This window comes from Acuticoccus yangtzensis (assembly GCF_001927245.1).
Lineage (GTDB): Bacteria > Pseudomonadota > Alphaproteobacteria > Rhizobiales > Amorphaceae > Acuticoccus > Acuticoccus yangtzensis.
The window spans coordinates 50418-72366 of record NZ_MJUX01000008.1 but is presented as its reverse complement, the minus strand read 5'-3'; the positions used below and the strand labels follow the sequence as shown (position 1 = coordinate 72366).

Here is a 21949-nt window from a genome sequence, read left to right as displayed (position 1 = left end):
GGCTGTATCACCACTCACCGGAGCCTGGTGCCGCGCACCGGGCCAATGTTGAACAACGTTAAAGGGCCTCAATGGCGAAAGAGGAAGTGTTGGAGTTTCCGGGTCAAGTGACCGAGCTCCTGCCGAACGCGACGTTTCGCGTCAAACTTGAGAACGACCACGAGATCATTGCCCACACCGCGGGGCGGATGCGCAAGAACCGCATTCGTGTCCTGGCGGGCGACCGCGTGCTGGTCGAGATGACGCCGTACGACCTGACCAAAGGTCGCATCACATATCGCTATAAGTGATCTGATGGCGCGCACGCGCAAGTCTGTTCTGGTCCTGGCTTCCGGCTCTCCGCGCCGCCTGGCGCTTCTGGAGCAGATCGGCATCGTGCCGGACCACATCTCGCCGGCGGACGTGGACGAGACGCCGCTGAAGAAGGAGCGGCCGAACACCTATGCCCTGCGCCTCGCCCGCGAGAAGGCGGAAGTGGCGTTCGATCGGGCGCGCGCCACGCTGAACCCGCGTGAAACCTACGTGCTGGCGGCCGACACGGTCGTCGCCGTGGGGCGGCGCATCCTGCCCAAAGCCGAATCCTATGATGTGGCCGAGGCGTGCCTGAAGGCGCTGTCGGGCCGCAATCACAAGGTCTATACCGCCGTCGTGGTCATCGCCCGCGGCAAGATGCGCGAGCGGCTGGTGGAAACCCGCGTCGCCATGAAGCGCCTGTCCGACCGCGAGATCGCCGACTATCTCACCAGCGGCGAGTGGGACGGAAAGGCGGGCGGCTATGCCATCCAGGGCCGCGCGGCCGCCTTCGTGTCGCACGTGGTCGGCTCCTATAGCGGCGTCGTCGGCCTCCCGCTCTACGAAACGCAGCAGCTTTTGACCGGCACCGGCTTCAGCCGCGAGGCCGAGACGATCGCCGCGACCGCACCCGGCGAGGCCGTGTCATGACCGCGCACGACCCGTTCGGCCCACGCCCGGCAAAGCCGTGCCCCGTCTGCGGCAAGCCCGCCACCATCGAGGCGCGGCCCTTCTGCTCCAAACGCTGCGCCGACGTCGACCTTCATCGCTGGCTCGGCGGCCACTACCGCGTTCCCGTCGTCGAGGAAGACGGCGGGCGCGACGAGACGCCGAATGACGACTGAGCGCTCCGCCCGGCCCCGTGCGCCCGTCTCTGCGCGGCAAGGCTGAGCCGCCATGGTCGCCGCCGTCGCCTTCACCCTCACCGATGCCGACGACCTGACCGGCCTGCTCGATGCGGTGGAGGCCTTCGGCGACGCTGAGGGCCTTCCCATGAAAACGGTGATGACGCTCAACCTTCTCCTGGAAGAGCTGGTGACCAACGCCATCCAATACGGCGCCGGACCCGACGGCGCGAAGGTGTCCGTGCGCGCCGAACTGCGCGGCGGGGCCGTGCACGCCGCCGTGCGCGACAACGGCTCAGCCTTCAACCCGCTGCTGCACGAGGCGCCGGACCTCGACGCCTCCATCGACGACAGGCCGATCGGCGGGCTCGGCCTCCACATCGTACGCCAGATGGCGCAGAACCCCGTTTATGAACGCCAGGGGACGGAGAACGTCCTCACATTCGAACTGACGATAGAGGAAGGCTGAGCGTGTGAGCGATCTGACGATCGAGCTCGAGAGTGCGGAGGGCGTCACCGTCTTCGTGTGCACCGGGCGGGTGGATTCCAACACGGCGAAGACGCTGCAGTCGACCGTCATCGGGCGGATCCAGGACGGTGCGACCCGCGTCGTGATGGACCTGACCGACACCCACTATATTTCGAGCGCGGGCCTGCGCGTGATCCTGATGGCCGGCAAGCAGATCAAGGCCGCCAAGGGCGAGTTCGTGCTGTGCGGCATGCAGCCCTCGGTGCGCGACGTGTTCGAGGTGACGGGATTCCTGCGCCTGTTCGAGGTCCGCGACAGCCGCGACGAGGCGGTCAGCTCGGCGCGCTGAGTTCCGGCTCGGCCGCTTCGCCTAATAGCTCCGCCGCGTCGTCCTGCTTGGCAATGTCCCAGGCCGCGCCGTCGGCCGGCGGGGTGAAGCGCAGGAAGGCCTCGGCCTGATCCCCGCCGCGGATGGCATCGAACGCGAACGACCCCCGCGCGAACAGCGCATTGGCCCCGCCGGTGTCGCGCGCGGGGCGCCATTCCCCGTCCTCAGGTCGCGGCGGCGCCGGGTCCGCGACAGGGCGCCACAAGAGATAGCGCATCCCGTACGCCTTCTTGGTGGCGCGCACGATGCGAAACCCCTCCTTGGTGAGGTTGCGCATCGACGGCACGTTGTTCGGCGCCGCGGTGCACACCGTATGGTCCGCGCCGCGCCGCCGGGCATGGGCGATCCGCGCCGTGATCAAAGTGCGCTGCAGGCCGCGCGACCAGTGGTCCGGCCGCACCGCCGACCCGTCGAGCACGAAGAGGCTTTCGTCCGGCGCGATGTGGTCGCCGAAGCCGGGACGGTCTCCGTCGTCCTCGCCATGCGCGTCCATCTCCGGCCGCACCATGCCGTAGGCGATGATCTCGCCCTCGTGCATCAGCCCGGTGATCGCCCCTCCGGTTTCCAGCATCGCGTGGAACACGTCCGGCGTGTCCCGCCGCACGAGGTTCAGCGCCGGCAGCGCCGCCAGCACGCGGCAGTGCACGTCGTAGATCTCCGGCACGTCCGCCGCCGTCAGCATCCTGAGGGCGGGGGCGATGGGCGGCGGCAGATCGACCCGGACCTTCACTCGTCCCTCAAGATGTTGGCGTAGTTCAGCATGGCGAGCGGGGGGTAGAGTTCCATCGCTTTGGCCATCTTCATGTTGATGATGAGGGCGAAGCGTTGCAGCGTTTCGATCGGGATCGAGGCCGGGTCGCGGCCTTCGACGAGGATCTGCTCCGCCTTGTAGCCCGTGAGCTGGCCCACCGAGTAGTACCGGCTGACGAGGCTGATGAGCGCATCCGTCTGCATCGTCTCCACCGCCGAGAAGCCGGGGATGCCGAGGCGCGTCGCCGTCGGCGTGACCCGCTCCATCTGGAGGAGGAGGAACGTGTCGGGCAGGTAATAGAGCCATTCCGAGCCCTCCGCGCCCAATTCCTCCACCAGCTCGGCGGCGACGGAGCCGTCCGGCTTGCCGTCCGCGCCGATGGGGAAGAGCCGCTCGGCGACGGTGAAGCCCATCTCCTCACCCACCTCCTTCACCCGGCCGACGATGGCGGCTGAGTTCGGCTCGTTCGGCGTGTAGAGCACGCCGAGCCGGGTGAAGGGCTTGTAGGACTGCATCGCCCTCAGCTGCGGCTCGGGCGGGACCACGTGGCTGGTGCCGGTGATGTTGCGGCCCGACGAGGCGAGGGAGGGGACGAGGCCCGACTCCACCGGGGCCGACACCATGGTGAAGACGCCCGGCAGCTCGGTGATGTTGACGGCGGGGTCGACGTCCGCCGCGCGCCCGAAGGTGGCGATCGTGTTGGGCGTTCCCCAGGAATAGACGAGGTCCGGCGCCAGCGCCTTCACCTCTTCGACGATGCCCGGCACCCGCGACGGGTCGAGCTCCGCGTTGAAGACGATCAGTTCGGCGTCGACGCCGCGTTGTTCCAGATAGTCGCGAAAGCCGGCCTCCACCTGCGTCTCGCCGCGATAGAGGATCTGCGCGATGCGGTAGCGGCCCTGCGCCCGGGCGCGGCCCACGAAAGGGGCGGCAAGGGCGCTTGCGCCGAGTGCGCCTGCGCCGAGGATGAGGGCGTTGCGTCGTGTCAGCGTCATGGCACTCACTCGCTGGGCAGGAGGGCGGGGCGCGGCGGCGCCGCCAACATGGCGATGCCGAAGAGGAGCGCCCCGGCGATGAGCACGAAGCCCATGAAGAGGATCGCGACCTCGGCCGATGTGGCGGCCCACACGGCCGCGAAGATCGCCGGCCCGGCCGCGTTGCCCGACCGCTCCACCAGCCGGAAAACGCCGTAGACGCCGCCTTCGGAAAGCTGCGGGAAGTATCGCCGGCCGAGCTCGCCGACGAGCGCCGATTGCGGCGTGGTCGACAGCCCCTGCGCGATGCCGGTCTGGATTACGAACAACGCCGCGCCCCACGGCGCCGGCCACAGGAAGAGGTGTGCCACCGCAAGGCCCGACATCACCCCGCCGAGGACGACGTAGGGCACCCGTTTGCCCTTCGTGTCCGAGAAGGCGGAGATGGCCGGGACGACGAGCAGCATGACGAGGCCGTAGAGCATCAAGACGCGGCCGATGGTGGACGGCTCGAACGTCGCCGACATCTCGAGCGGGATGTAATAGAAGGCGATGCCGATGAGGATCATCTTGGCCGGGAAGGCGCAGGCGACCATCAGGAGGAAGATGGCCGGCTTGGTGAGGACGATGGCGCAGTCCCTGAGGCGCGCTGCGGGCTTGGCGGCCACCGTGCCCCGTCCCGCGTCCGCCGGAAGGGCGACGACGGCGCAGATGTAGGCGATGAGCGCCATCGCCGCAGAGACGAGGAAGGTGGGGCTGGGGCCGAGCCGGTCGGCGATGATGCCGCCGATGGGCGGGCCGCACAGCATCGCCGCCATGATGGCGGAGACGAAGAGGCTCATCCCGCGCGCCCTGTTGTCGGCGCCCGTACGGTCGACGATGAAGCCCTGCGCCGCCACGAACACCACCGCGAATCCGACAGCGGTGAGCGCACGCGCCGCGATCAGCGTCTCCATCGTCCCCGCGAAGGCGGTGGCGAGGAAGCCGAGCACGGCCGCCAGCGCGCCGAGCCGGATCGACCGCGAGCGCCCGAACCGCTCCGTCCACACGTTCAGCACCGGCTGGCCGAGCGCCATGATGGCCATGAAGATGGTGATCGGCAGCGCGATCAGGAACTCGACCGAGAGGCCGGCGACCGGCACCGCCATGCGCTCGATGTAGCTCGGCAGGAAGGGGCGCGTCAGCTCCTCGGCGAAGTAGAAGAGGAAGACCGGGGCACGCACCGCCACCAGTCCGACCGGCGTTTCGTAGCGCCGGCCGCTCAGCTTGTGGGTCTTGTCGATCCGCGCGAGCTGGGCCAGCGCCTCGTGGTCGCCCTTCGCCTCGGCGGCGAGGCGCAGCGTCTCGTGTTCGGCCCGCACGCGGTCGATCTCGCTGTCCACCGCCTCGACCTCCTGGGCGATGGTGCCGGACCCCTTCAGCGGCAGATGCGGCCGGAAATCCCCCCGCCACAGCGCCGAAAGCCGTTGGGCGAGGCCCCGCAGCATCAACGCCGACGCCTGCGAGAAGGCGAAGGAGACGAGCTCCAACGCCACCAGGACGGCGACGATGAGGAGAACAGCCACGTCGAGCCACAATTCGCGCACCATCAACCGGGCGACGAGGTCGGGCGTGCCGACGATGACGGCGCCCACCTCCGCGCCGCCGATGAGGATCGGCGCGCGCACCGTCTCGATCCGCTCCGGGTCGATCCCGTCGAGGTCGAACTCGTGGTTGGTTGCGCTGGCGACCACCAGCCCCGCGCCGTCGACGATCTCGATGAAGGCGAATTCGGGGTTCTCGGCGAGCCCCGCGTCGAGCACGTCCTCGGCGCGCACGAGGCGGTCGAGCGGGATGCCGTAATCGCCCGCCTGGCCGACGAGGCCGGAGACGGAGCGAGCGAGGGTGCGCGCGTTCTGGTCGAGCGCGGGAAGCAGCAGTCGCTCGGCACTGCGGATGGTCTGCCACGAGATCGCCGCCAGCCCCAGGATGAGCACCCCGGTGACGAAGACGAGAAGAACACCGTCGAAACGCCGCATCGCTCAGGCCCCCCGGCCGGGGATTGCGGCGCCGCGTTTCTGGCCGAGCCGCAGGGCGATGGCGCTGTGTTCGGCGTCGATCGAAGCGAAGGCGGCGCGGGTCTCCTCCGGCACCATGGCGCCGGACACGGTGGGGCCGCGCGCCGTCAGCCGTTGCCACAAGGCGCGCACGCTCATCGCCACCGCACCGGCGACGACGAGAATGCCGAGAAGCGTCGCCGCGAGCGACAGCCACAGGATGCTGCGGCCCATGTCGCCCAGCGCGCCCTCGACCGCCGCGTTTGAGGTCCGCACGACCGCGGCCCCCTCGCGCGTGCCGAACGCGCTGGCGATCGGCACCTCGTGGCGGATGGCCGCAGGGTCGGCGGCGGGTTCGGCCGTGTCGCGCCGGGCGGGGTCGCTGGAGAAGAGCACGCGCCCCCCGTCCGCCACCACGTCGACCGAGAGAATCATCGGGTCCGCCTCGGCCTCGCGTTCCAGCGCGGTGTTCATCACGTCCTGGCTGGCGAGCGGCACGCCGAGCGACATCGCAACCTCCGCATCGTTCGCCATGCGCCGTGCGACGGTGGACATGCGCGCGCCAACGAGTTCAAGGTAATTGTGGCGGACCCCAGCATAGTTCAGGTAGCTTCCGAGTGCGAGCGACGCCGCAACCAGAGGGATCAGCGCGGCCAGCAACGTCAGACTGAGCTTTCGCATGACGTCCTTCGCAGTCGAAATGGCGGAACATGGTGTCGCATCGTCGAAGGACCGATCACTGTCAATGCTTATGGGCGAGGCAACTTTGAAGACTGACGCGCCACACGCCAAGGTCCCGCCGCCGAACTTCACGCCATTCTGCCACATTTGTTAGACTCATGGGACGGACCGGCGGCCTTCTCTTGTGTGCGATCGTGCCCGTCCTGGCGGCACTCGGCTTTTTGCTCGTCTCCGCCCGCGTGGTCGAGCGGGCCGACGCGGGCCTCAGCGCCGCGGAGCTCGAGTTCCTGCTGTCCGGCATCACCCGCACAGTGGAGCTGAACCTGCAACTCGGCCTGCCACTCGCCGAACTGCAGCAGGTCGATACCATCCTGGAAAGCGCCGTCGCCTCGGCGCCCGACGTTCTCGCCGCCGACGTCATCAGCCTCACCGGCGTGACGCTCTTTTCCACCGACCGCGGCGCCGTGGGCGAGCCCGTGCCGCCCGCCTGGGCCGATGCGGCGGCGACCTCCCGCGGCATGTGGCGCGCCAGCGAGCGCGAGACGGTGACCTTCGGCGAACCGCTCAGCAACGACTTCGGCCAGCGCGAAGGATGGGTCGCCATCATCGTCGACGCCGAGCGGCTGGCTCCGCCTTTGTCGCGCATGGGAACGTTGATCAGCGGTGCCGCGCTGGTTCTGGTGGCGGTTGCGGCGGCGGGCCTCGGTCTCGGCCTCGTCATCTATAGCCGCACCAACCGCTGGATCGCCGCGACGGGTGCCAGCGTGCGCGCCCGTGCGCCGATCGAGCCGCCGCGCGGTGCGCTCGGCATCGCCGCCAACGCCGCCATCTCCGGCATGGGCGACACCGAAGCGCGGGTGGAGCGCGTGCAGCGTGACCTCAGGCGGCTCGATGCAGAGCTTTGATCCCCGCCCTCCGGTGGCGGGCCCGCGCGTGACCCTCCGCCGCGGCCGCTATGTCAGCGGATCCGTGGCGTCAGACCGCATCGCGGCGCTCGCCGGGCTGCTGACGGCGCTCTTCGTCGGCCTCGCGTCCTATGTGGCCGTCATCGTCGCGATGCCGCCCGTCCTCGCCGACCTCGACGTCAAATCGTCCGACGTCGCCGCCACCGTCGCCCAGTCCGTCGCCGCCGACCTGTCGCGCGCCGTCGGCCTCGGCATTCCCCTCGGCGCGATGCGGGGGGTGGACGACTACCTGTCCGAAATCCTCGGCTTCGCGCCCGAGGTGGACGGCATCGCCATCCTCGACCGACAGGAGCGGCTGCTCTTCTCGTCCCGCTCCGGCGATGCGCTGCTCGACCGGCCGCACGCCCGCGCGCCGATCATGGCGCCTGCGGGCGGGACCGGCGAAGGAGAGGGCGGGACCGGAGACGGGGAGGGCGCGGCGATCGGCAGCGTCATCGCCCAGGCATCCAGCGCCACCCACGCGGGGGTGATGCGGGCAATCGCCGCCTCCGCCGCGGCCGTCGCCCTGCTCGCCGGCATCCTCGTCGGGCTCGCGGTGCGCATCGTCCGGCTGGAGCGGGTCGACCTTCCCACCGTGCGCACCGCCGCCATGCTCCATGCCGCAGCGCGCGGCCATTTCGTCATCCGCGGCCTGACGCCGGCCGGTGTTCTGCCGCCGGTGGCCGACGCGCTCGCCCGTGCGGTGACGCCGATCCAGCTCACCTACCGGCGCATTCAGGCGCTGGTGGAGGAGATCAAGGCGGTGGACGGGTCGGCCGCCGTGCGCCAGCGCGTCGGCGATGCGCTGGGCGCGCTTGAGGGCCTGCGCCTCGAAACCCGGCGCGGGCGGCTGCGCCATATCGGCCTCGTCTGGTGGCCGGCGGCCGCGCTCACCGTCATCGCCGCCACCCGCCCGCTCATCGCCAACTTCGCTTACGACCGGATCGGCAACGACCCCTTCGCCGAGGTCGCCGTTGCCTTCGCCGTCACCGCCGAGACGATTGGCGCGATCCTCGGCGTGATCCTCGCCGCGCTCCTGGCGGGGCGCTGGTCCAAGCCCGCGACCTTCGCCGCCATGCTGATGGCCGCGGCCGCCTACGCCGCCGTCTACGTCATCCGCGACTACCGGGTGTTCACCGCCACCGTCACCTTCGCAGCCTTCTGCGGCTGGTTCGCGGTGTGGTCGGTGCTGGCGACTGAGGGGGCCGGACGGCGCCTGCCGTGGCGCGGGGCCATCGTGCTGCTCGGCGCCGCCGCCGCGGGGCCGATGATCGGCGGCCTGCTCGCCGAGGCGGAAGGGCGCCGGGCCGCCTTCGCCACGCTGGGGGTGCTGGCCGCGCTGCTCGCCGTCGCGTCCACCGCGGGGGCGCCGCGTTTGCCACAGCGCCGCAGGCCGGTGCCGCCCGCCCTGCGCCTCTCCCCTGCCGACGTTCTGGCCCTTCTTGCCGCCAGCCTCGCCCTCTTCGCCTGGGCCGATGTCTCCCTGGCGGGCACCGTCCTGCGCGAACGCTATGCCGAGATGGCGCTGAACTTCGGCCTCGCCGGGGCGGCCTCCTTCGTGCCGGTGCTGCTGCGCTGGCGGCTGCCCGCGCCGGCCGGGGGCCTCGTCGCCGCGGCCGCCGTTCTCGCCGGGGCCGGGCTCGTTCCCGCCGCCGCGGCAGTCGGCGTCGATGTGCTGCAACCGGCGGTCAGCGTGCTCGCCGGGCTGGGGTTCGGGATCGTCGCCTTCGCGCTCGGCGCACGCGCCTTCGTGCCGTCTTCGGCCATCGCCATCGGCGTCGGCGGGGTGGCGGCGGGCGCCCTCCATGCGGCCGACATGGTTCAGCCGGGGGCGGGCCTCGCCCTCGCCGCCATCGCGGCAACCGCGCTGGCGGGCCTCGCCGTCCTGGCCGCCGTCACCCACGCGCTGGGATGGGCCCGCTGATGCTCCTGCGCAACCGCATCACCCTTCTCCTCTCCTTGGCGCTGGTGCTGATGGTGGCCGCCCTCATCGCCCTCGGATCCCTGCGCACCCGCCAGACCGAGGCGCAGCTCGCCGACATCGCCATCGCCGGGCAGCAATCGCTTTGGGAAAGTCTCGTCGCCGACCGTGCCGAGGATCTCAGCGCTCAGGCCGACCTCTTCGCCTTGCGCGTCAGCAGCGCCCCCTCCGCCGCCGCCGACGCGATGGAGAAGGTGGTCGCCGAATCCGCCGACCTCCTCACCGGCGGCGAAACGGTGCAGCTCCTCTCCATCGACGGCGACATCCTCGCCTCCAACGTGCCGACCTTCCGCACGCGCCCCATCTTCGGCCCGACCGAACTCGCCGCGATGCAGGAACTGGGCGACGCGGTGGCCTCTGGCACCGCCGGGACCGATCCCGCCGAAGCCGGCGCACCCGGCGGACTGCGGCAGGAGACGTCCACGCGCTACGTCGTCGTCGGCAGCAGCGTCGCCGCGCGCGGCAGCGGCCCGCCCGTCATCGTCGCGCTGATGGTCGATGCTTTGACCGTGCTGGAAGACCTCAGCACCCGCCTCGGCGAGCCGAGCTACCTCGTCTCCCTGCGCGGCCGCATGGTGACCGGCACCGACCCCGCCCTCTACGACGCCGCCGACCCCGCTCTGCCGCACCGCACCGCCGATGCCGAGATCATCGCCCTCGGTGACCGGCTCTATTTCGCCGCGGGCGTCCCCGTGCCCGACCTCGGCGGCCCGCCCGCCGGGCAGCTCGTCACCCTGCGGGACGCGACGCTGAGCCTGTCGGCGAGCCGCGGCCTGGAGCAGACCGGTATCGCCGCCATCGCCGTCGCCGGTCTCGTGCTCATCGGCGCGCTCTACGTCTTCCTGCGCCGCGCCTTCGCCCCGCTCGAGACTGCGATCGGCACCCTCAGCGCGCTGTCCAAAGGCGACCTCAACGAACTCCCCACCATCGGCGGGTCGGGCGAGATCCGCCGCATCGGCGAGGCGCTTCTGGTGTTCCGCGGCAACGCGCTGCGCCTGGTGGAGCAGGAGGAGCGCATCGCCCGCCAGCGCCGCCGCCAGGAGCGCGTCATCAAACGCCAGCTCGAACGCCTCGCCGGGACGCTCGACCCCGAAGGCCAACAAGCGATCCAGGCGGACCTGCGCGCCATCATCTCCGACCCCGACGCGCCCGCCGCGGTGGAGCCCGTCCCCGCCGCCGGGGCCGCCGCCCGCCCCAACGAAGAGCTGCAGATGCTCACCGAGGTGCTGTCGCGCATGTCGCACCGCATCTCCGCCCAGCACCAGCGCCTGACGGAGCTGATCGCCGAGCTTCAGGCCGCGATCATCACCCGTGCCCGCCTCGCCGGTCTGGAGCAGGAGCTGGAGATCGCGCGCGAATTGCAGCTCTCCTTCCTGCCCAAGCCTCTGCCGCCGCACCCCGCCTTCACCGTCGAAGGCTTCATGGAGCCCGCCAAGGAGGTCGGCGGCGACTTCTTCGACTTCTTCATGGTCGACGAGCGCCACCTCGGAGTCGTCGTCGCCGACGTGTCGGGCAAGGGTGTCGCCGCCGCGCTCTTCATGGCGATCACCCGCACGCTCATCAAGGCGACGGCCCTCACCGGGACCGCGCCCGCCGAAACCCTGCGCGACGTCAACGACTTCCTCGCCGCAGAGAACGACCAGATGATGTTCGTGACGCTGTTCCACGGCATCATCGACCTCGAAACGTCCGAGATGCGCTACGCCAATGCGGGCCATAATCCGCCGCTGCTTCTCGGCCCCGAGCCCGGAACCGTGGCCGAGCTTCCCGCCGCGCGCGACCCCGCCCTCGCCGTCATCGAGGGGCTGGAGTTCGAGGAGATGACCTGCCGCCTCGCTCCCGGAACGCGGCTCTTCATGTTCACCGACGGCGTGACCGAGGCCTTCAACGCCTCGGAGGAAGCCTTCGGCGACGCGCGCCTCCAGGCCGTCGCCGCCGGGGCCGGGCACAACCAGGACCTCAACGCCGTGGTGCGCGACGCCGTCATCGCCTTCGAGGGCGAGGCCGAACGCGCCGACGACCTCACCTGCGTCACGCTCCGGTTCACGGGTCGCGGGTAGGGACCGCTGCAGCCTCCGGCGGGCTCGGGACCCACCAGCGATCAGGGGGGATGGCCTGATCGCCGGTTCCGCCCGTCACGCTGCATCCCGTGGCCGAGCCGCGGCGCCCCGTCAAGGACAAGCCGCTAAAGCGGGCCTCCGGCTCCTTGACGGCGCACCACGGCCCGGCCCCAGAATTTGCGCGACGGACGGCTCCAGCGATCAGGCAGCGCGGGCCCGAGATGCGTGAGCGCCTCGCAACAGGGCGTGGGAGGGGCGCAATGGGGCGTATGCGGGTGGTAACGCGGCGTGTGCGGGTCGCGGATGGGGCGCATGGCCTGTCGCTGCGGGGCGTAGGCGCTTTGCAGCCGGGCGCGGGCGCCTCGCAATCAGGCGTGGGTGTCTCGCAAGGGTGCACGGGCTGGCGGCAAGTGGCGTGAGTGGTTGACGGGTCGAGCGTGAAGCGGAGCGGGCGGGGCGGGCAAGGGGCCGTCGTGATGGGCGCCGCGCCCCCCTCAGCGCATCGACTTGGCGGGGCCGGCGGCGGAGGCGCGGGAGGCGCCGCGCCACACGCCGTCCCAGTCCTCGCCGGGAGGGTCGGCTGCGAGCGCTGTGAGACGCGCCAGCATCAGCCGCACCGGAATGTCGTCCGGCGCTTCGGTGATGAGCGCGGTGAGCCCCGCCTCGGCACGGTCCCAGTCCCGCAGCCTGAGCGCGGCGATGGCGTCCTGATAACGCGCCGCGAAGTCGATCCGCTGCGCATCCACCTCGCCGGCGCGGCCGAGAAGGGCGTGCACCGTCACCGGCGTGTCGCTCCCGCGGACCGTGATGCGGTCGATCTCGCGCGTCACCATCGCCTCGCCCGCCAGCGCCGCCGTCTCCGCCGTGAGGAGGATCGGCTGGCCGTACATCTTCGCCGCCTCCTGCAGACGCGCCGCGAAGTTCACCGCATTGCCGATGACGGTGTAGTTGCGGCTCGCCAGCGGGCCGATGTCGCCCGACAACACGTCGCCCGTGGCGATCCCCACCACCGCGTCCAGCCGCTCGGCGCCGGGGATGCCGTCCGTCGCCAGCGCCGCCCGCAGCGGGGCCAGCGCGGCGATCTGGCCGAGCGCAGCGTTGCACGCGTCGCGCGCCTGCGTTGCCGGGTCGGTGAACGGCGCACCCCACACCGCCATCGCCGAATCGCCGATATATTTGTCGGTGATCCCGCCGGACGCCGCCACCGGCTCCGTCACCGCGCCCAGGAAGCGGTTGAGCAGGTCGACGAGCTGGCGCGGCGCCAGACGTTCCGACCAGCCGGTGAAGTCGCGCATGTCGACGAACGAGATCGTCATGTCCTCGCGCCGCGACCGCTCGGCCTCCGAACTCGTCAGGATGCGCTCGACGATGCGCGGGTCCACGTAGGCGCCGAACAGCGCCTTGATTTTGCGCCGCTTGCGCTCCTCGGTGATGTCGGTCACCACCACGACGACGCCGAGCCGCCGCTTCTCGCCCCCGTCCTCGCGCGTCAGAAGGCTGGACGACACCATGAGGTCCAGCACCTCGCCGTCCCGCTCCAGCATGACCTCGACCGAATGGGTCAGCTCCGCCTCGTAGACCGCCTTGAAGACGACCTCGTTGAAGGCGTCGAACGCTTCGTCCAGCAGGAAAACCTCGGCGAATGGCTGGCCCAGAACCTCCGCCGGGTCCTTGCCGAGAATGCGCCCGGCCGCCTCGTTGAAGGTGATGATCTCACCCTCGAGCCCGATGGAGATGACGCCGTCGCGCATCGAGGACAGGATGCGCTGGAAGATCAGCGGATCGTCATGGCCGCTCGCCAGCGATGCGACGTCGGACGCGGTCACGCTGTCGGTCATCGCGCTGCGCCCGCGTCGTCGTGCCGGAGGGCCGGGCGATCCTCGCCGTCAGGGAAGGGAATGGTCACGTCGCGTGTCATGCGTCGTTCGTAGCGCCACTTTGGATCGCCGCACAGCCTCCGGGGAAGACTTCTCTCCGGCGTTCATACGATGCCGCCCGCCTCAAGCGCGGCTCACGAAGGAATCGATCACCCGCTTCTGCCCCGCCTTGTCGAAATTCACGGTCAGCTTGTTGCCCTCGACATAGGCGACGTCGCCGTTGCCGAACTTCTGGTGGAAGACCCTGTCGCCCACCGCGTAGGCGGCCGGACCGTCCGACACCGACTTGGCGACGAGTTCGCCCTCGATCGTCAGCGGCAGGCGGCGCTCGCGGCGGGGCACGTCCTCGCGGCGGCGCTGCGCCCGTTCCCAGCCGGGCGTGTGGTAGGTGGAGTTGAAGGTCTCCACCTTGTCGAACCGCGAGGCGCCGTAGCCGCCGATGCCGCCATACCCGGCCTCCTCGCGCACCGCGACGTTGTCCGCCGGAAGCTCGTCGATGAAGCGGGACGGTGAGCCGGCCTGCCACATGCCGTGGATGCGCCGGTTGAGCGCGAACCAGATGAAGCACTCCTTGCGCGCCCGCGTAATGCCGACATAGGCGAGGCGCCGCTCTTCCTCCAAGCCCGCCTGGCCGCTCTCGTCCATCGCCCGCATCGACGGGAAGAGCCCTTCCTCCCAGCCGGGCAGGAAGACGACGTCGAATTCCAGGCCTTTCGCGGCGTGAAGGGTCATCAAGGTGACGGCCTCGCCCTCGGTCTCGCCCTGCGCGTCGGTCACCAGGGAGACGTGCTCGAGGAAGGCGGGGAGGTCGTCGAAATCCTCCATGGAGCGGATCAGCTCCTTGAGGTTTTCGAGCCGCCCCGGCGCGTCGGCCGAACGGTCGGCCTTCAGCATGTCGGTGTAGCCGGATTCCTCGAGGATGATCTCGCAAAGCTCCGTGTGAGGCAGCGTGCCGAGCTGGGAGCGCCAGCGCGCGAACGAGGCCATCAGTTGCATGAGGCCCGTGCGCGCCTTGCCCTTCAGCTCGTCCGTCGTCAGCATGTCGGCGACGGCGACCATCAGCGGAACCTCGCGGTCGCGCGCCGTGGTCATGATCCGCTGCACGCTCTGCTGGCCGACGCCGCGGGCCGGAACGTTGACGATCCGCTCGAAGGCGAGGTCGAAGGACGGCTGGACGACGCAGCGGAAGAAGGCCAGCGCGTCGCGGATCTCCTTGCGCTCGTAGAATTTCGGCCCGCCGATGACGCGGTAGGGCGTTCCGGCGGTCACGAACCGGTCCTCGAAGGCGCGCATCTGCGCCGTGGTGCGCGACAGGATCGCGATCTCGTCCAGCGACACGCCCTTTTTGTGGAGGCTCTCGATCTCGCCGTTGATGGCGCGCGCCTCTTCCTCGCTATCCCAGGAGGAGGCGACGGTGATCGGCGTCTCGTCCGGGTGGACTAGATCGGTGAAGAGTGTCTTGCCGAGCCGTCCCTCGTTGTGGGCGATGAGGTGCGAGGCGGCGGCCAGGATGTGGCTGGTGGAGCGGTAATTGCGTTCCAGCCGCACCACCACGGCACCGGGAAAATCGGTCTCGAAGCGCAGGATGTTGTCCACCTCGGCGCCGCGCCAGCCGTAGATCGACTGATCGTCGTCGCCCACCACGCACAGGTTCTTGTTGTTCTGCGCCAGAAGCCGCAGCCACAGATATTGCGCGACGTTGGTGTCCTGATACTCGTCCACCAGCATGAAGCGCCAGCGGGCCTGATAGCTTTCCAGAACGTCCGGATTGGCGCGGAAGAGGCGGATGGGTTCGAGCAGCAGATCGCCGAAATCGGCCGCGTTGAGCGACTTCAGCCTCTCCTGATAGAGGCCGTAGAGCTTTTCGCCCTTGCCGTTCGCGAACCACGAGCCTTCGCCCTTCGGCACCTCGGCCGGGGTCAGGCCGCGGTTCTTCCACCCGTCGATCATGTTCAGCATCTGGCGCGGCGGCCAGCGCTTCTCGTCGATGTTCTCGGCCGACAGGATCTGCTTGGCGAGGCGGATCTGATCGTCCGTGTCGAGAATTGTGAAGTCCGGATTGAGGCCGACGAGTTCGGCATGGCGGCGCAGGATGCGGGTGCCGATGGCGTGGAAGGTGCCGAGCCAGGGCATACCCTCGGCCTGCCCGCCGATCACCGCGGCGATGCGCTGCTTCATCTCCCGCGCGGCCTTGTTGGTGAAGGTGACTGCGAGGATTTCGGACGGACGCGCGCGGCCCAGCGCCAGAATGTGGGCGATGCGCGTGGTGAGGACGCGCGTCTTCCCGGTTCCGGCGCCGGCGAGCACCAGAACGGGACCGTCGATCGCCTCGACCGCGCGGCGCTGCTCGGGATTGAGCGCGGCGAGGTAGGTGGGTTGAGGGCGCGACGCCCGCGCCGCACGCTCCGAGATCGACACGGGGGGCGCACTCTGGCGGACGGTGTTCACCATGACAGCAATCCGATTCGCATGAAACTCTACATAGAACATTCTGGAAACGGTGGGCACCCCTCCGGCAGCATTTTGCCGCGCCCGTCCCCGCTGTCCACGGCGGCGCGGCCCATGCCGCACCCGCACCGGCCACAGCGTCATGCGAAACGCTCCGGCCGGCGGATGTGGCCCGCAGCTCAGGTCTACCGCGCCGGGCGGGCGGGGCGACCCTGCCGCGGGTCAGGCGATCAATGTTTCGGCCACGTCGCCGATGTCCATGTCCTCGAAGGTCAGCACCGCCGATCCGTCGCCGGTGAGGTCGAGCACGAAGTCGCCCCCGGCCTGCGTGCCGTTCTGCGCCAGCAGCGCGGCGAGGTTGGCCACGGCGTAATTGCTGATATCCACCGTGTCGAAACGGCTGAGGCCCGTCAGAGTGATGGCCGCGGTGCCGGTGAGCGCGTCCGGCCCTTCGATGATCACCGTGTCCGCCCCGCCGCCCGTATCCACCCGGTGGATGCCGCTGCCGAGCGTGAACGTGTCCGCGCCGCTGCGGCCATAAAGCTCGCTGATCCCGGCGGTGAAGTGGAAGGTGTCGGCACCCGCACCGCCATCGGCCAGCGCGATGCCCGGCGCCTCGGGTGAGGAGCCCAGCAGAAGGTCGTCGCCGAGCCCGCCGTTCAACGTGTCGATGCCGGTTCCGGCGGTCAGCGTGTCGTTGCCGCTTCCGCCGTTCAGGAGGTCGTTGCTCTGGTCCCCCGTCTCGCCGTCGGCAATGGCGTCGGCGCCGAAGCGGCCGAACAGGCGGTCCGCCCCGTCACCCCCGGCGAGACTGTCGCCCGCCAGCGATCCGACGAGAAGGTCGGCGCCGGCGCCGCCCTCCACCGTCGCCGTCCCGCGGGCGAGGCCGACATAGACATCGTCGCCTGCGTTGAGCGCGGTCGTTCCGCCGATCGTCCCCGAGTTCACGATCCTCAGGGTCTGGTTGCTGCCCTCGGCGCCGTCGATGACGCCGTTTGCGGTGCCGGTGACGATGTTGCCGGCATTGAGAAGAAGGTTGTCGCCTCCGGGCCTGGTGTCGAACCGGACGCCGACTTCGTCGCCGATGATCGTCCCGTTGAGGGTGTTGAAGACCGTGTTGGCGTGGCGGCCCGCGGCGACACCGGCTTCCCCGCCCTGCACGGTTCCGGTGACGATCAGCCTATCACCGCCGTTCAATTCCACGCCGTTGCCGTCGCCTGAAATCGCCTCGCCGTTGACCATCACCAGCGGGTTGCCTGCCACCACCCGGACCGCCGGCGAGTCGTCTGTCGTACTCACGGTGGTGGGGTTGGTGATGACCGACAACTCGTCGATCCCAAAATTAACGGTTGAAACCCTGTTGTTGCGGATAATTCTCATATGCTTCCTCACGAACGGGCGCGGGTGACATAATTAATTTCTTTGCGCGTAGCTCCTACAATAATTGTAAAACTTATCTGTTGCAAAACCTAAAGCTATATTGCAGCCGCACTCAAGGTCGGCAATCGGAGGTCGTGGTTAACGCCGGAGGCGTGCCGATCATTGTCCGCTTGAGATGCGCTGCCCGCCCCGGCACGATAGCGCTGGCCGCCCGGCCCCTCCCGCGCTAGCGCTTCCGCCTGACCTGGACTCGACACAATGCCCGCCAATCTGACGCTCGACACTCTGAAGGCCGAGGTGGCCGCGGGCACCATCGACACGGTTCTGACCGGCGTGATCGACATGCAGGGGCGGCTGATGGGCAAGCGCTTCCACGCCGCCCACTTCGTCGAGCATGTCGCCGAGGGCGAAACGCACGGGTGCGATTACCTCCTCGCGACAGACCTCGAGATGTACACGGTGCCGGGCTACGCCTTCTCGTCCTGGGACAAGGGCTATGGCGACTACGCCCACCGGCCCGACCTTGCGACGCTGCGCCGCGTCCCATGGCTTCCGGCGACGGCACTCGTCATCTGCGACATCGTCGACCCCGCTACGGGCGCGCCGGCGCCGCATGCGCCGCGGACCATGCTGCAGCGGCAGATCGCGCGGGCCCGCGCCATGGGCTTCGACCCGATGATGGCGACCGAGCTCGAATTCTTTCTCTTCGAGGCCGGTTACGACGCCTTGCGTGACGGGCGCTACGCCACTCTCACCCCCCGCGCGCGGTACAACATCGACTACCAGATCTTCGGGACCACGAAGGAGGACGACGTGATGCGGGCGATCCGCAACGGCCTCTACGGCGCGGGCATCCCGATCGAATGCACCAAGGGCGAGGCGGAGGTGGGGCAGAGCGAGATCAACATCCGCTACGCCCCTGCGCTGGAGACGGCGGACAACCATGCGATCGTGAAGAACGCCTGCAAGGAGATCGCCCACGCCCACGGACGGGCGATCACCTTCATCGCCAAATATGCGACGGACAAGGCGGGGTCCTCGTCACACGTGCACCAGTCGCTGCTGGGGGAGGGCGGGCCGGCGTTCTACGACCCGGCGGGCGCGTTCGGCATGTCGGCCACCATGCGGGCCTATCTCGGCGGGCTCATCGCCCATTCGTCGGAGATCACCGCGTTCATGGCGCCTTATGTGAACAGCTACAAGCGGTTCACCGAGGGTCTGTTCGCGCCCACCAAGGCCGTCTGGTCCACCGACAACCGCACCGCGGCCTTCCGCGTCTGCGGGGCGGGCACCAAGGGGGTGCGGGTGGAGTGCCGCATCGGCGGGGCGGACCTCAACCCGCATCTGGCGCTGGCGGCGCAGCTCGCGGCCGGGCTGGACGGCATCGAGAAGGGCATCGACCCCGGTGCGCCGCGGCATGGCGACATCTATCGCGGTGAGCCGGCCAAGGAGGTGCCGCGCACGTTGCGCGAGGCTGCCGACGCGCTGGACGGCTCGGCCATGCTGCGCGCGGCGATGGGGGACGACGTGATCGACCATTATGTGCGCGCCGCGCGATGGGAGATCGAGGTCAGCGACCGCACGGTGACCGACTGGGACCTGATGCGCGGTTTCGAGCACGCTTGAGGGACCGGCGCGGGCGGCGCCGGACGGTCAAATGCCGGACTGGGGGTTAACGGTGGGCGCGGTGATCGTGTAACCCGGCCTTCATTGCCTTCAGACGACGCGGAGTTTTGAACCTATGCCGACAGTTGACCTGGACGGGCGGGCCTTCTGCGTGGAGGTCGACGGACCGGTCGATGGTGCACCCGTGCTGCTCCTGTCCGGCCTCGGCATGCAGTTGACGCGCTGGTCGCCGCGGTTCGTGGATCTCGTCGCCGCGCGCGGCTTGCGCGTGGTGCGGATGGACAACCGCGACGCCGGCCTTTCGTGGGGGCCGGACGTGCCGCCCCCGCCGATCGGCCCGCTGGTGGAGGCGCGGCGGGAGGGCCGGATCCCCGAGGTTCCCTACCGGCTGGAGGAGATGGCCGACGATGCGGCGGGCGTGCTCGCCGCGCTCGGCATCGATGAGGCACATGTGGCGGGCGCCTCCATGGGCGGGATGATCGGCCAGCTTCTGGCGGTGCGGCATCCGGAGCGGGTGATGTCGCTGGTCTCCATCATGTCGACCACGGGGGCGGACGGGCTGCCCGGCCCAACGGAGGCGGCGCAGGCTGTCCTCAATGCGCGCCGCCCGGACCCGTTGACGGAGCGGGCCGCCTTCCTGGACGTCGCGGTGGCGCATGCGCGCATTCTCGGCAGTCCCGGATTTCCGACGCCCGATGCGGTGCTGCGCGCGCGCATGGAGGCGGACCTGGACCGCGCCTTCCGGGCTGACGGTGTCGCCCGGCAATATGCGGCAATCATCGGCAGCGGGCCGCGCGACACCCGCCTTGCTGGCCTCTCCCTTCCGGCGATGGCGATCCACGGGGCGGACGATCCTTTGATCCCGCCCGAAGGGGGGCGTGCCACGGCCGAGGCGATCCCCGGCGCCGAGCTTCTGGAGATCCACGGCATGGGTCACGATCTCCTCGAGGCGCTGGAGGAGATGGTCGCCGATGCCATCGCGCGGACCGCCGCGCGCGCAGGATAGTGCGGACAAGATCGCGCGATGGCCGCGCGGGAGGGGTGACGCGGGCGGCCGGCTCGTCAGGTCCAGCGGGTGTGTGAGGTGTTGCGCAGCATGCGTTTCTGCGCGGCGATCCGGTGCGGCGCGTTGGGCGCGCCATAGCCGCGATAGTCGCCCCGCCGCTGGACGATCTCGAAGAACATGCCCTCGCCATAGGTGCGGCTGTAGAACTGGAAGAACTGGCCGCGCCCGTCCGCGTCGAACATGATGTTCGCGGCCTTGAGGCGGCTGAGCAGGTCGCCCGGCAGATCGAAACGGGCGGCCAGGTCGTCATAATAATTCGGCGAGATCGGCAGCACCTGAAAGCCGCCCGACAGCAGCGCCTCGGCGGTGGCGAAGATGTCGCTGCAGGCAAACGCCAGGTGCTGCACCGACGAGCCGAAGCTTTCGGCGATGAAGCGCCCGGCAAGGGTGCGGTGCGTTTCAGCCCCGTTCAAGGTGAGTCGAAGCCCTGCGTCAGCGCTTTCGATGGCCTGGCTGCGGACGAGGCCGCCGGGATCGACGACGTCCACCATCGGCGCCTTCGTCACGTCGAAGATGGCGGTGTAGAACAGCGTCCAGGTGAGCATTTCCTCGTAATTCATCGTCTGGGCGATGTGGTCGACGCGGGTCAGCCCGGCACCCGAATTGCCAAGCGCCGCGCCATGCTCCAGCGGCTGAAATTCGATCTCCCAGACACGCGCCAGCTCGCTCTCATTGTCGATGAAATGCATCACGCCGCCCCCGACGCCGCGAATGGCGGGAATGTCGAGCTCACCCTCGAAGCGCGGCTGGCTGAACGACGTGGCGCCGAGAGCGCGCGCCCGCTCCACGGTCGCGGCCGCGTCCTTTACGCGCAGGCCGATGTCGCACACCGAGACGCCGTGGGTCAGGTAGGCGGCGTGGGCGAACCCCTCCAGCTCCGTGTTGACGACGATGTTGATGCCGCCCTGGCGCCAGAGCGTGACATCGCGCGCGATGTGTCGCGCGACTTTGGAGAAGCCCATCGTCGTGAGGATCTGGCCGAGGGCGGCGGCCTCGCTGTCGTCGGCGGCGAATTCGATGAACTCCACGCCCTCCACCGGCACCCGCGGCGGCATCGGCGGGACGGCTTCGGCCACGGCCGGTTCGACGCGGCGCACCTGATCCATCAGGTAGAGAAGGGAACGGTGCCCGTCGACGGCGATCGCGCGCGGGCTGCCGCCGCGGAACTGGTCGTTGAAGATTTCGAGGGAGAGCGGCCCGCTATAGCCCGTCGCCATCACCGCGCGCATGAAATCGGTGACGGCGAGGTCGCCTTCCCCCGGCATCACGCGGAAATGGCGCGACCAGTAGAAGAGGTCCATGTCGATCTTCGGCGCGTCGGCGAGCTGGACGAAGGCGATGCGGTCGCCGGGGATTGAGCGGATAGTGTTCGGGTCGATCTTGCGCGCCAAGGTGTGGAAGCTGTCGAGGATGAGGCCGACGGCCGGGTGGTCGGCGCGGCGCACGATCTCCCATGCGTCGCGGTGGTCGCTGACATGGCGGCCCCATGCGAGCGCCTCGTAGCCGATGCGAAGGCCCCGCTTGGCCGCCCGTTCGCCGAGTTCGGCGAGGTCGGCGGCGGCACGGTCGATCCCGCCGATCGCCTCCGGGTGCAGGCTGGAGCAGATCAGGATGAGGTCGACGCCGAGTTCGCACATCAGGTCGAACTTGCGCTCGGCGCGGTCGAAGGCGCGGGTGCGCAGCGGTTCGGGAAGGCCCTCGAAGTCGCGGAAGGGCTGGAACAGGGTGATGTCGAGGCCGTGGTCGCGCACCATTGCGCCCACGTCGCGGGGCGTGCCGTCGAACGCGATGAAATCCTGCTCGAAGATTTCGATGCCGGAAAAGCCTGCGCTGGCGATCGCGGCGAGCTTTTCAGGCAGCTCACCCGCGATGGAGACGGTGGCGATCGAGGTCTTCATGCCGGCCCCTCATAAGTCTTTGCCTTCATCCATAATCATCGCTTCCGGCGGTGCAAAGGCTTCGTGGTGAGAGGCTGTGGGGCAGCCTCAAATCCGCCGTGATCGGGGCGAAGGATGGTGCGAGGGAGGGCCGTGCGGCGGCGACGATGCCGGCGGATCGGGTCATCGATCCAACCTATGGCGCATCACTGCCCATCAATTCGGCTTGCGTTGGAGTGGGTGGAGGAATAAGTT

At 69.5% G+C, this 21949-nt stretch carries 18 protein-coding genes; 10 read left to right on the top strand and 8 right to left on the bottom strand.

The window, feature by feature from the left end; translation table 11 throughout:
• Positions 1 to 71: 71 nt before the first annotated feature.
• The 5 genes from infA to BIX52_RS17580 are packed head-to-tail and all read left to right on the top strand — an operon-like array spanning position 72 to position 1954.
• On the top strand, positions 72 to 290 hold the full coding sequence (gene infA / locus BIX52_RS17600) for a translation initiation factor IF-1 (protein WP_075222414.1): 219 nt from the start codon (positions 72 to 74) through the stop codon (positions 288 to 290).
• A 4-nt stretch (positions 291 to 294) separates the two neighbouring features.
• Positions 295 to 942, top strand: coding sequence for a Maf family nucleotide pyrophosphatase (locus tag BIX52_RS17595; RefSeq protein ID WP_075222413.1), 648 nt, complete (start codon positions 295 to 297; stop codon positions 940 to 942).
• Positions 939 to 1136 (top strand): DNA gyrase inhibitor YacG, encoded by a 198-nt coding sequence (gene yacG / locus BIX52_RS17590; protein ID WP_075222412.1) that lies wholly within the window; start codon positions 939 to 941, stop codon positions 1134 to 1136. Before BIX52_RS17595 ends, yacG begins: the two co-directional genes overlap by 4 nt.
• Positions 1137 to 1188: 52 nt before the next feature.
• Positions 1189 to 1605, top strand: a complete 417-nt coding sequence (locus BIX52_RS17585) for an ATP-binding protein (protein WP_075222411.1) — start codon at positions 1189 to 1191, stop codon at positions 1603 to 1605.
• A 4-nt stretch (positions 1606 to 1609) separates the two neighbouring features.
• On the top strand, positions 1610 to 1954 hold the full coding sequence (locus tag BIX52_RS17580) for an STAS domain-containing protein (RefSeq protein WP_083660449.1): 345 nt from the start codon (positions 1610 to 1612) through the stop codon (positions 1952 to 1954).
• On the opposite strand, the gene BIX52_RS17575 is transcribed toward BIX52_RS17580, so the two are convergent.
• Genes BIX52_RS17575 through BIX52_RS17560 form a run of 4 tightly spaced genes read right to left on the bottom strand, consistent with a single transcriptional unit; the run spans position 1938 to position 6435 of the window.
• A complete protein-coding gene (locus BIX52_RS17575; protein WP_075222410.1) occupies positions 1938 to 2723 on the bottom strand; it encodes a GNAT family N-acetyltransferase in 786 nt (261 codons plus the stop codon). The two genes, BIX52_RS17580 and BIX52_RS17575, sit on opposite strands and share 17 nt — an antisense overlap.
• Positions 2720 to 3739, bottom strand: coding sequence for an ABC transporter substrate-binding protein (locus BIX52_RS17570; RefSeq protein ID WP_075222409.1), 1020 nt, complete (start codon positions 3737 to 3739; stop codon positions 2720 to 2722). Before BIX52_RS17570 ends, BIX52_RS17575 begins: the two co-directional genes overlap by 4 nt.
• Before the next feature lie 5 nt (positions 3740 to 3744).
• Complete coding sequence (locus BIX52_RS17565; protein WP_075222408.1) at positions 3745 to 5736, bottom strand: MFS transporter; 1992 nt, start codon at positions 5734 to 5736, stop codon at positions 3745 to 3747.
• 3 nt (positions 5737 to 5739) lie between these two features.
• Positions 5740 to 6435, bottom strand: a complete 696-nt coding sequence (locus tag BIX52_RS17560; protein ID WP_075222407.1) for a hypothetical protein — start codon at positions 6433 to 6435, stop codon at positions 5740 to 5742.
• A 158-nt stretch (positions 6436 to 6593) separates the two neighbouring features.
• On the opposite strand from BIX52_RS17560, the gene BIX52_RS17555 reads away from it, so the two are divergent.
• The 3 genes from BIX52_RS17555 to BIX52_RS17545 are packed head-to-tail and all read left to right on the top strand — an operon-like array spanning position 6594 to position 11420.
• Positions 6594 to 7340 carry a hypothetical protein gene (locus BIX52_RS17555; RefSeq protein WP_075222406.1) on the top strand — a complete coding sequence of 249 codons (747 nt, stop codon included), beginning with the start codon at positions 6594 to 6596 and terminating at the stop codon, positions 7338 to 7340.
• A gap of 28 nt (positions 7341 to 7368) precedes the next feature.
• Positions 7369 to 9303: a hypothetical protein gene (locus BIX52_RS17550; RefSeq protein ID WP_139312802.1), complete on the top strand. Its 1935-nt coding sequence runs from the start codon at positions 7369 to 7371 to the stop codon at positions 9301 to 9303.
• On the top strand, positions 9303 to 11420 hold the full coding sequence (locus BIX52_RS17545) for a PP2C family protein-serine/threonine phosphatase (RefSeq protein WP_157956272.1): 2118 nt from the start codon (positions 9303 to 9305) through the stop codon (positions 11418 to 11420). Before BIX52_RS17550 ends, BIX52_RS17545 begins: the two co-directional genes overlap by 1 nt.
• A gap of 494 nt (positions 11421 to 11914) precedes the next feature.
• On the opposite strand, the gene BIX52_RS17540 is transcribed toward BIX52_RS17545, so the two are convergent.
• The 3 genes from BIX52_RS17540 to BIX52_RS17530 form a co-directional block, all read right to left on the bottom strand.
• Entirely contained in the window at positions 11915 to 13258 is a 1344-nt protein-coding gene (locus tag BIX52_RS17540) for an adenylate/guanylate cyclase domain-containing protein (RefSeq protein ID WP_075222403.1), read from the bottom strand.
• Positions 13259 to 13420: 162 nt separating this feature from the next.
• Entirely contained in the window at positions 13421 to 15748 is a 2328-nt protein-coding gene (locus tag BIX52_RS17535) for an ATP-dependent helicase (protein ID WP_205647850.1), read from the bottom strand.
• 219 nt (positions 15749 to 15967) lie between these two features.
• Positions 15968 to 17125 carry a calcium-binding protein gene (locus BIX52_RS17530; RefSeq protein ID WP_108676610.1) on the bottom strand — a complete coding sequence of 386 codons (1158 nt, stop codon included), beginning with the start codon at positions 17123 to 17125 and terminating at the stop codon, positions 15968 to 15970.
• Between the two features lie 258 nt (positions 17126 to 17383).
• On the opposite strand from BIX52_RS17530, the gene BIX52_RS17525 reads away from it, so the two are divergent.
• Both BIX52_RS17525 and BIX52_RS17520 read left to right on the top strand, forming a co-directional pair.
• A complete protein-coding gene (locus BIX52_RS17525; protein ID WP_075222401.1) occupies positions 17384 to 18751 on the top strand; it encodes a glutamine synthetase family protein in 1368 nt (455 codons plus the stop codon).
• A 115-nt stretch (positions 18752 to 18866) separates the two neighbouring features.
• Complete coding sequence (locus tag BIX52_RS17520; protein WP_075222400.1) at positions 18867 to 19757, top strand: alpha/beta fold hydrolase; 891 nt, start codon at positions 18867 to 18869, stop codon at positions 19755 to 19757.
• A 56-nt stretch (positions 19758 to 19813) separates the two neighbouring features.
• On the opposite strand, the gene BIX52_RS17515 is transcribed toward BIX52_RS17520, so the two are convergent.
• Entirely contained in the window at positions 19814 to 21715 is a 1902-nt protein-coding gene (locus BIX52_RS17515) for a bifunctional sugar phosphate isomerase/epimerase/4-hydroxyphenylpyruvate dioxygenase family protein (protein ID WP_075222399.1), read from the bottom strand.
• Positions 21716 to 21949: the final 234 nt, after the last annotated feature.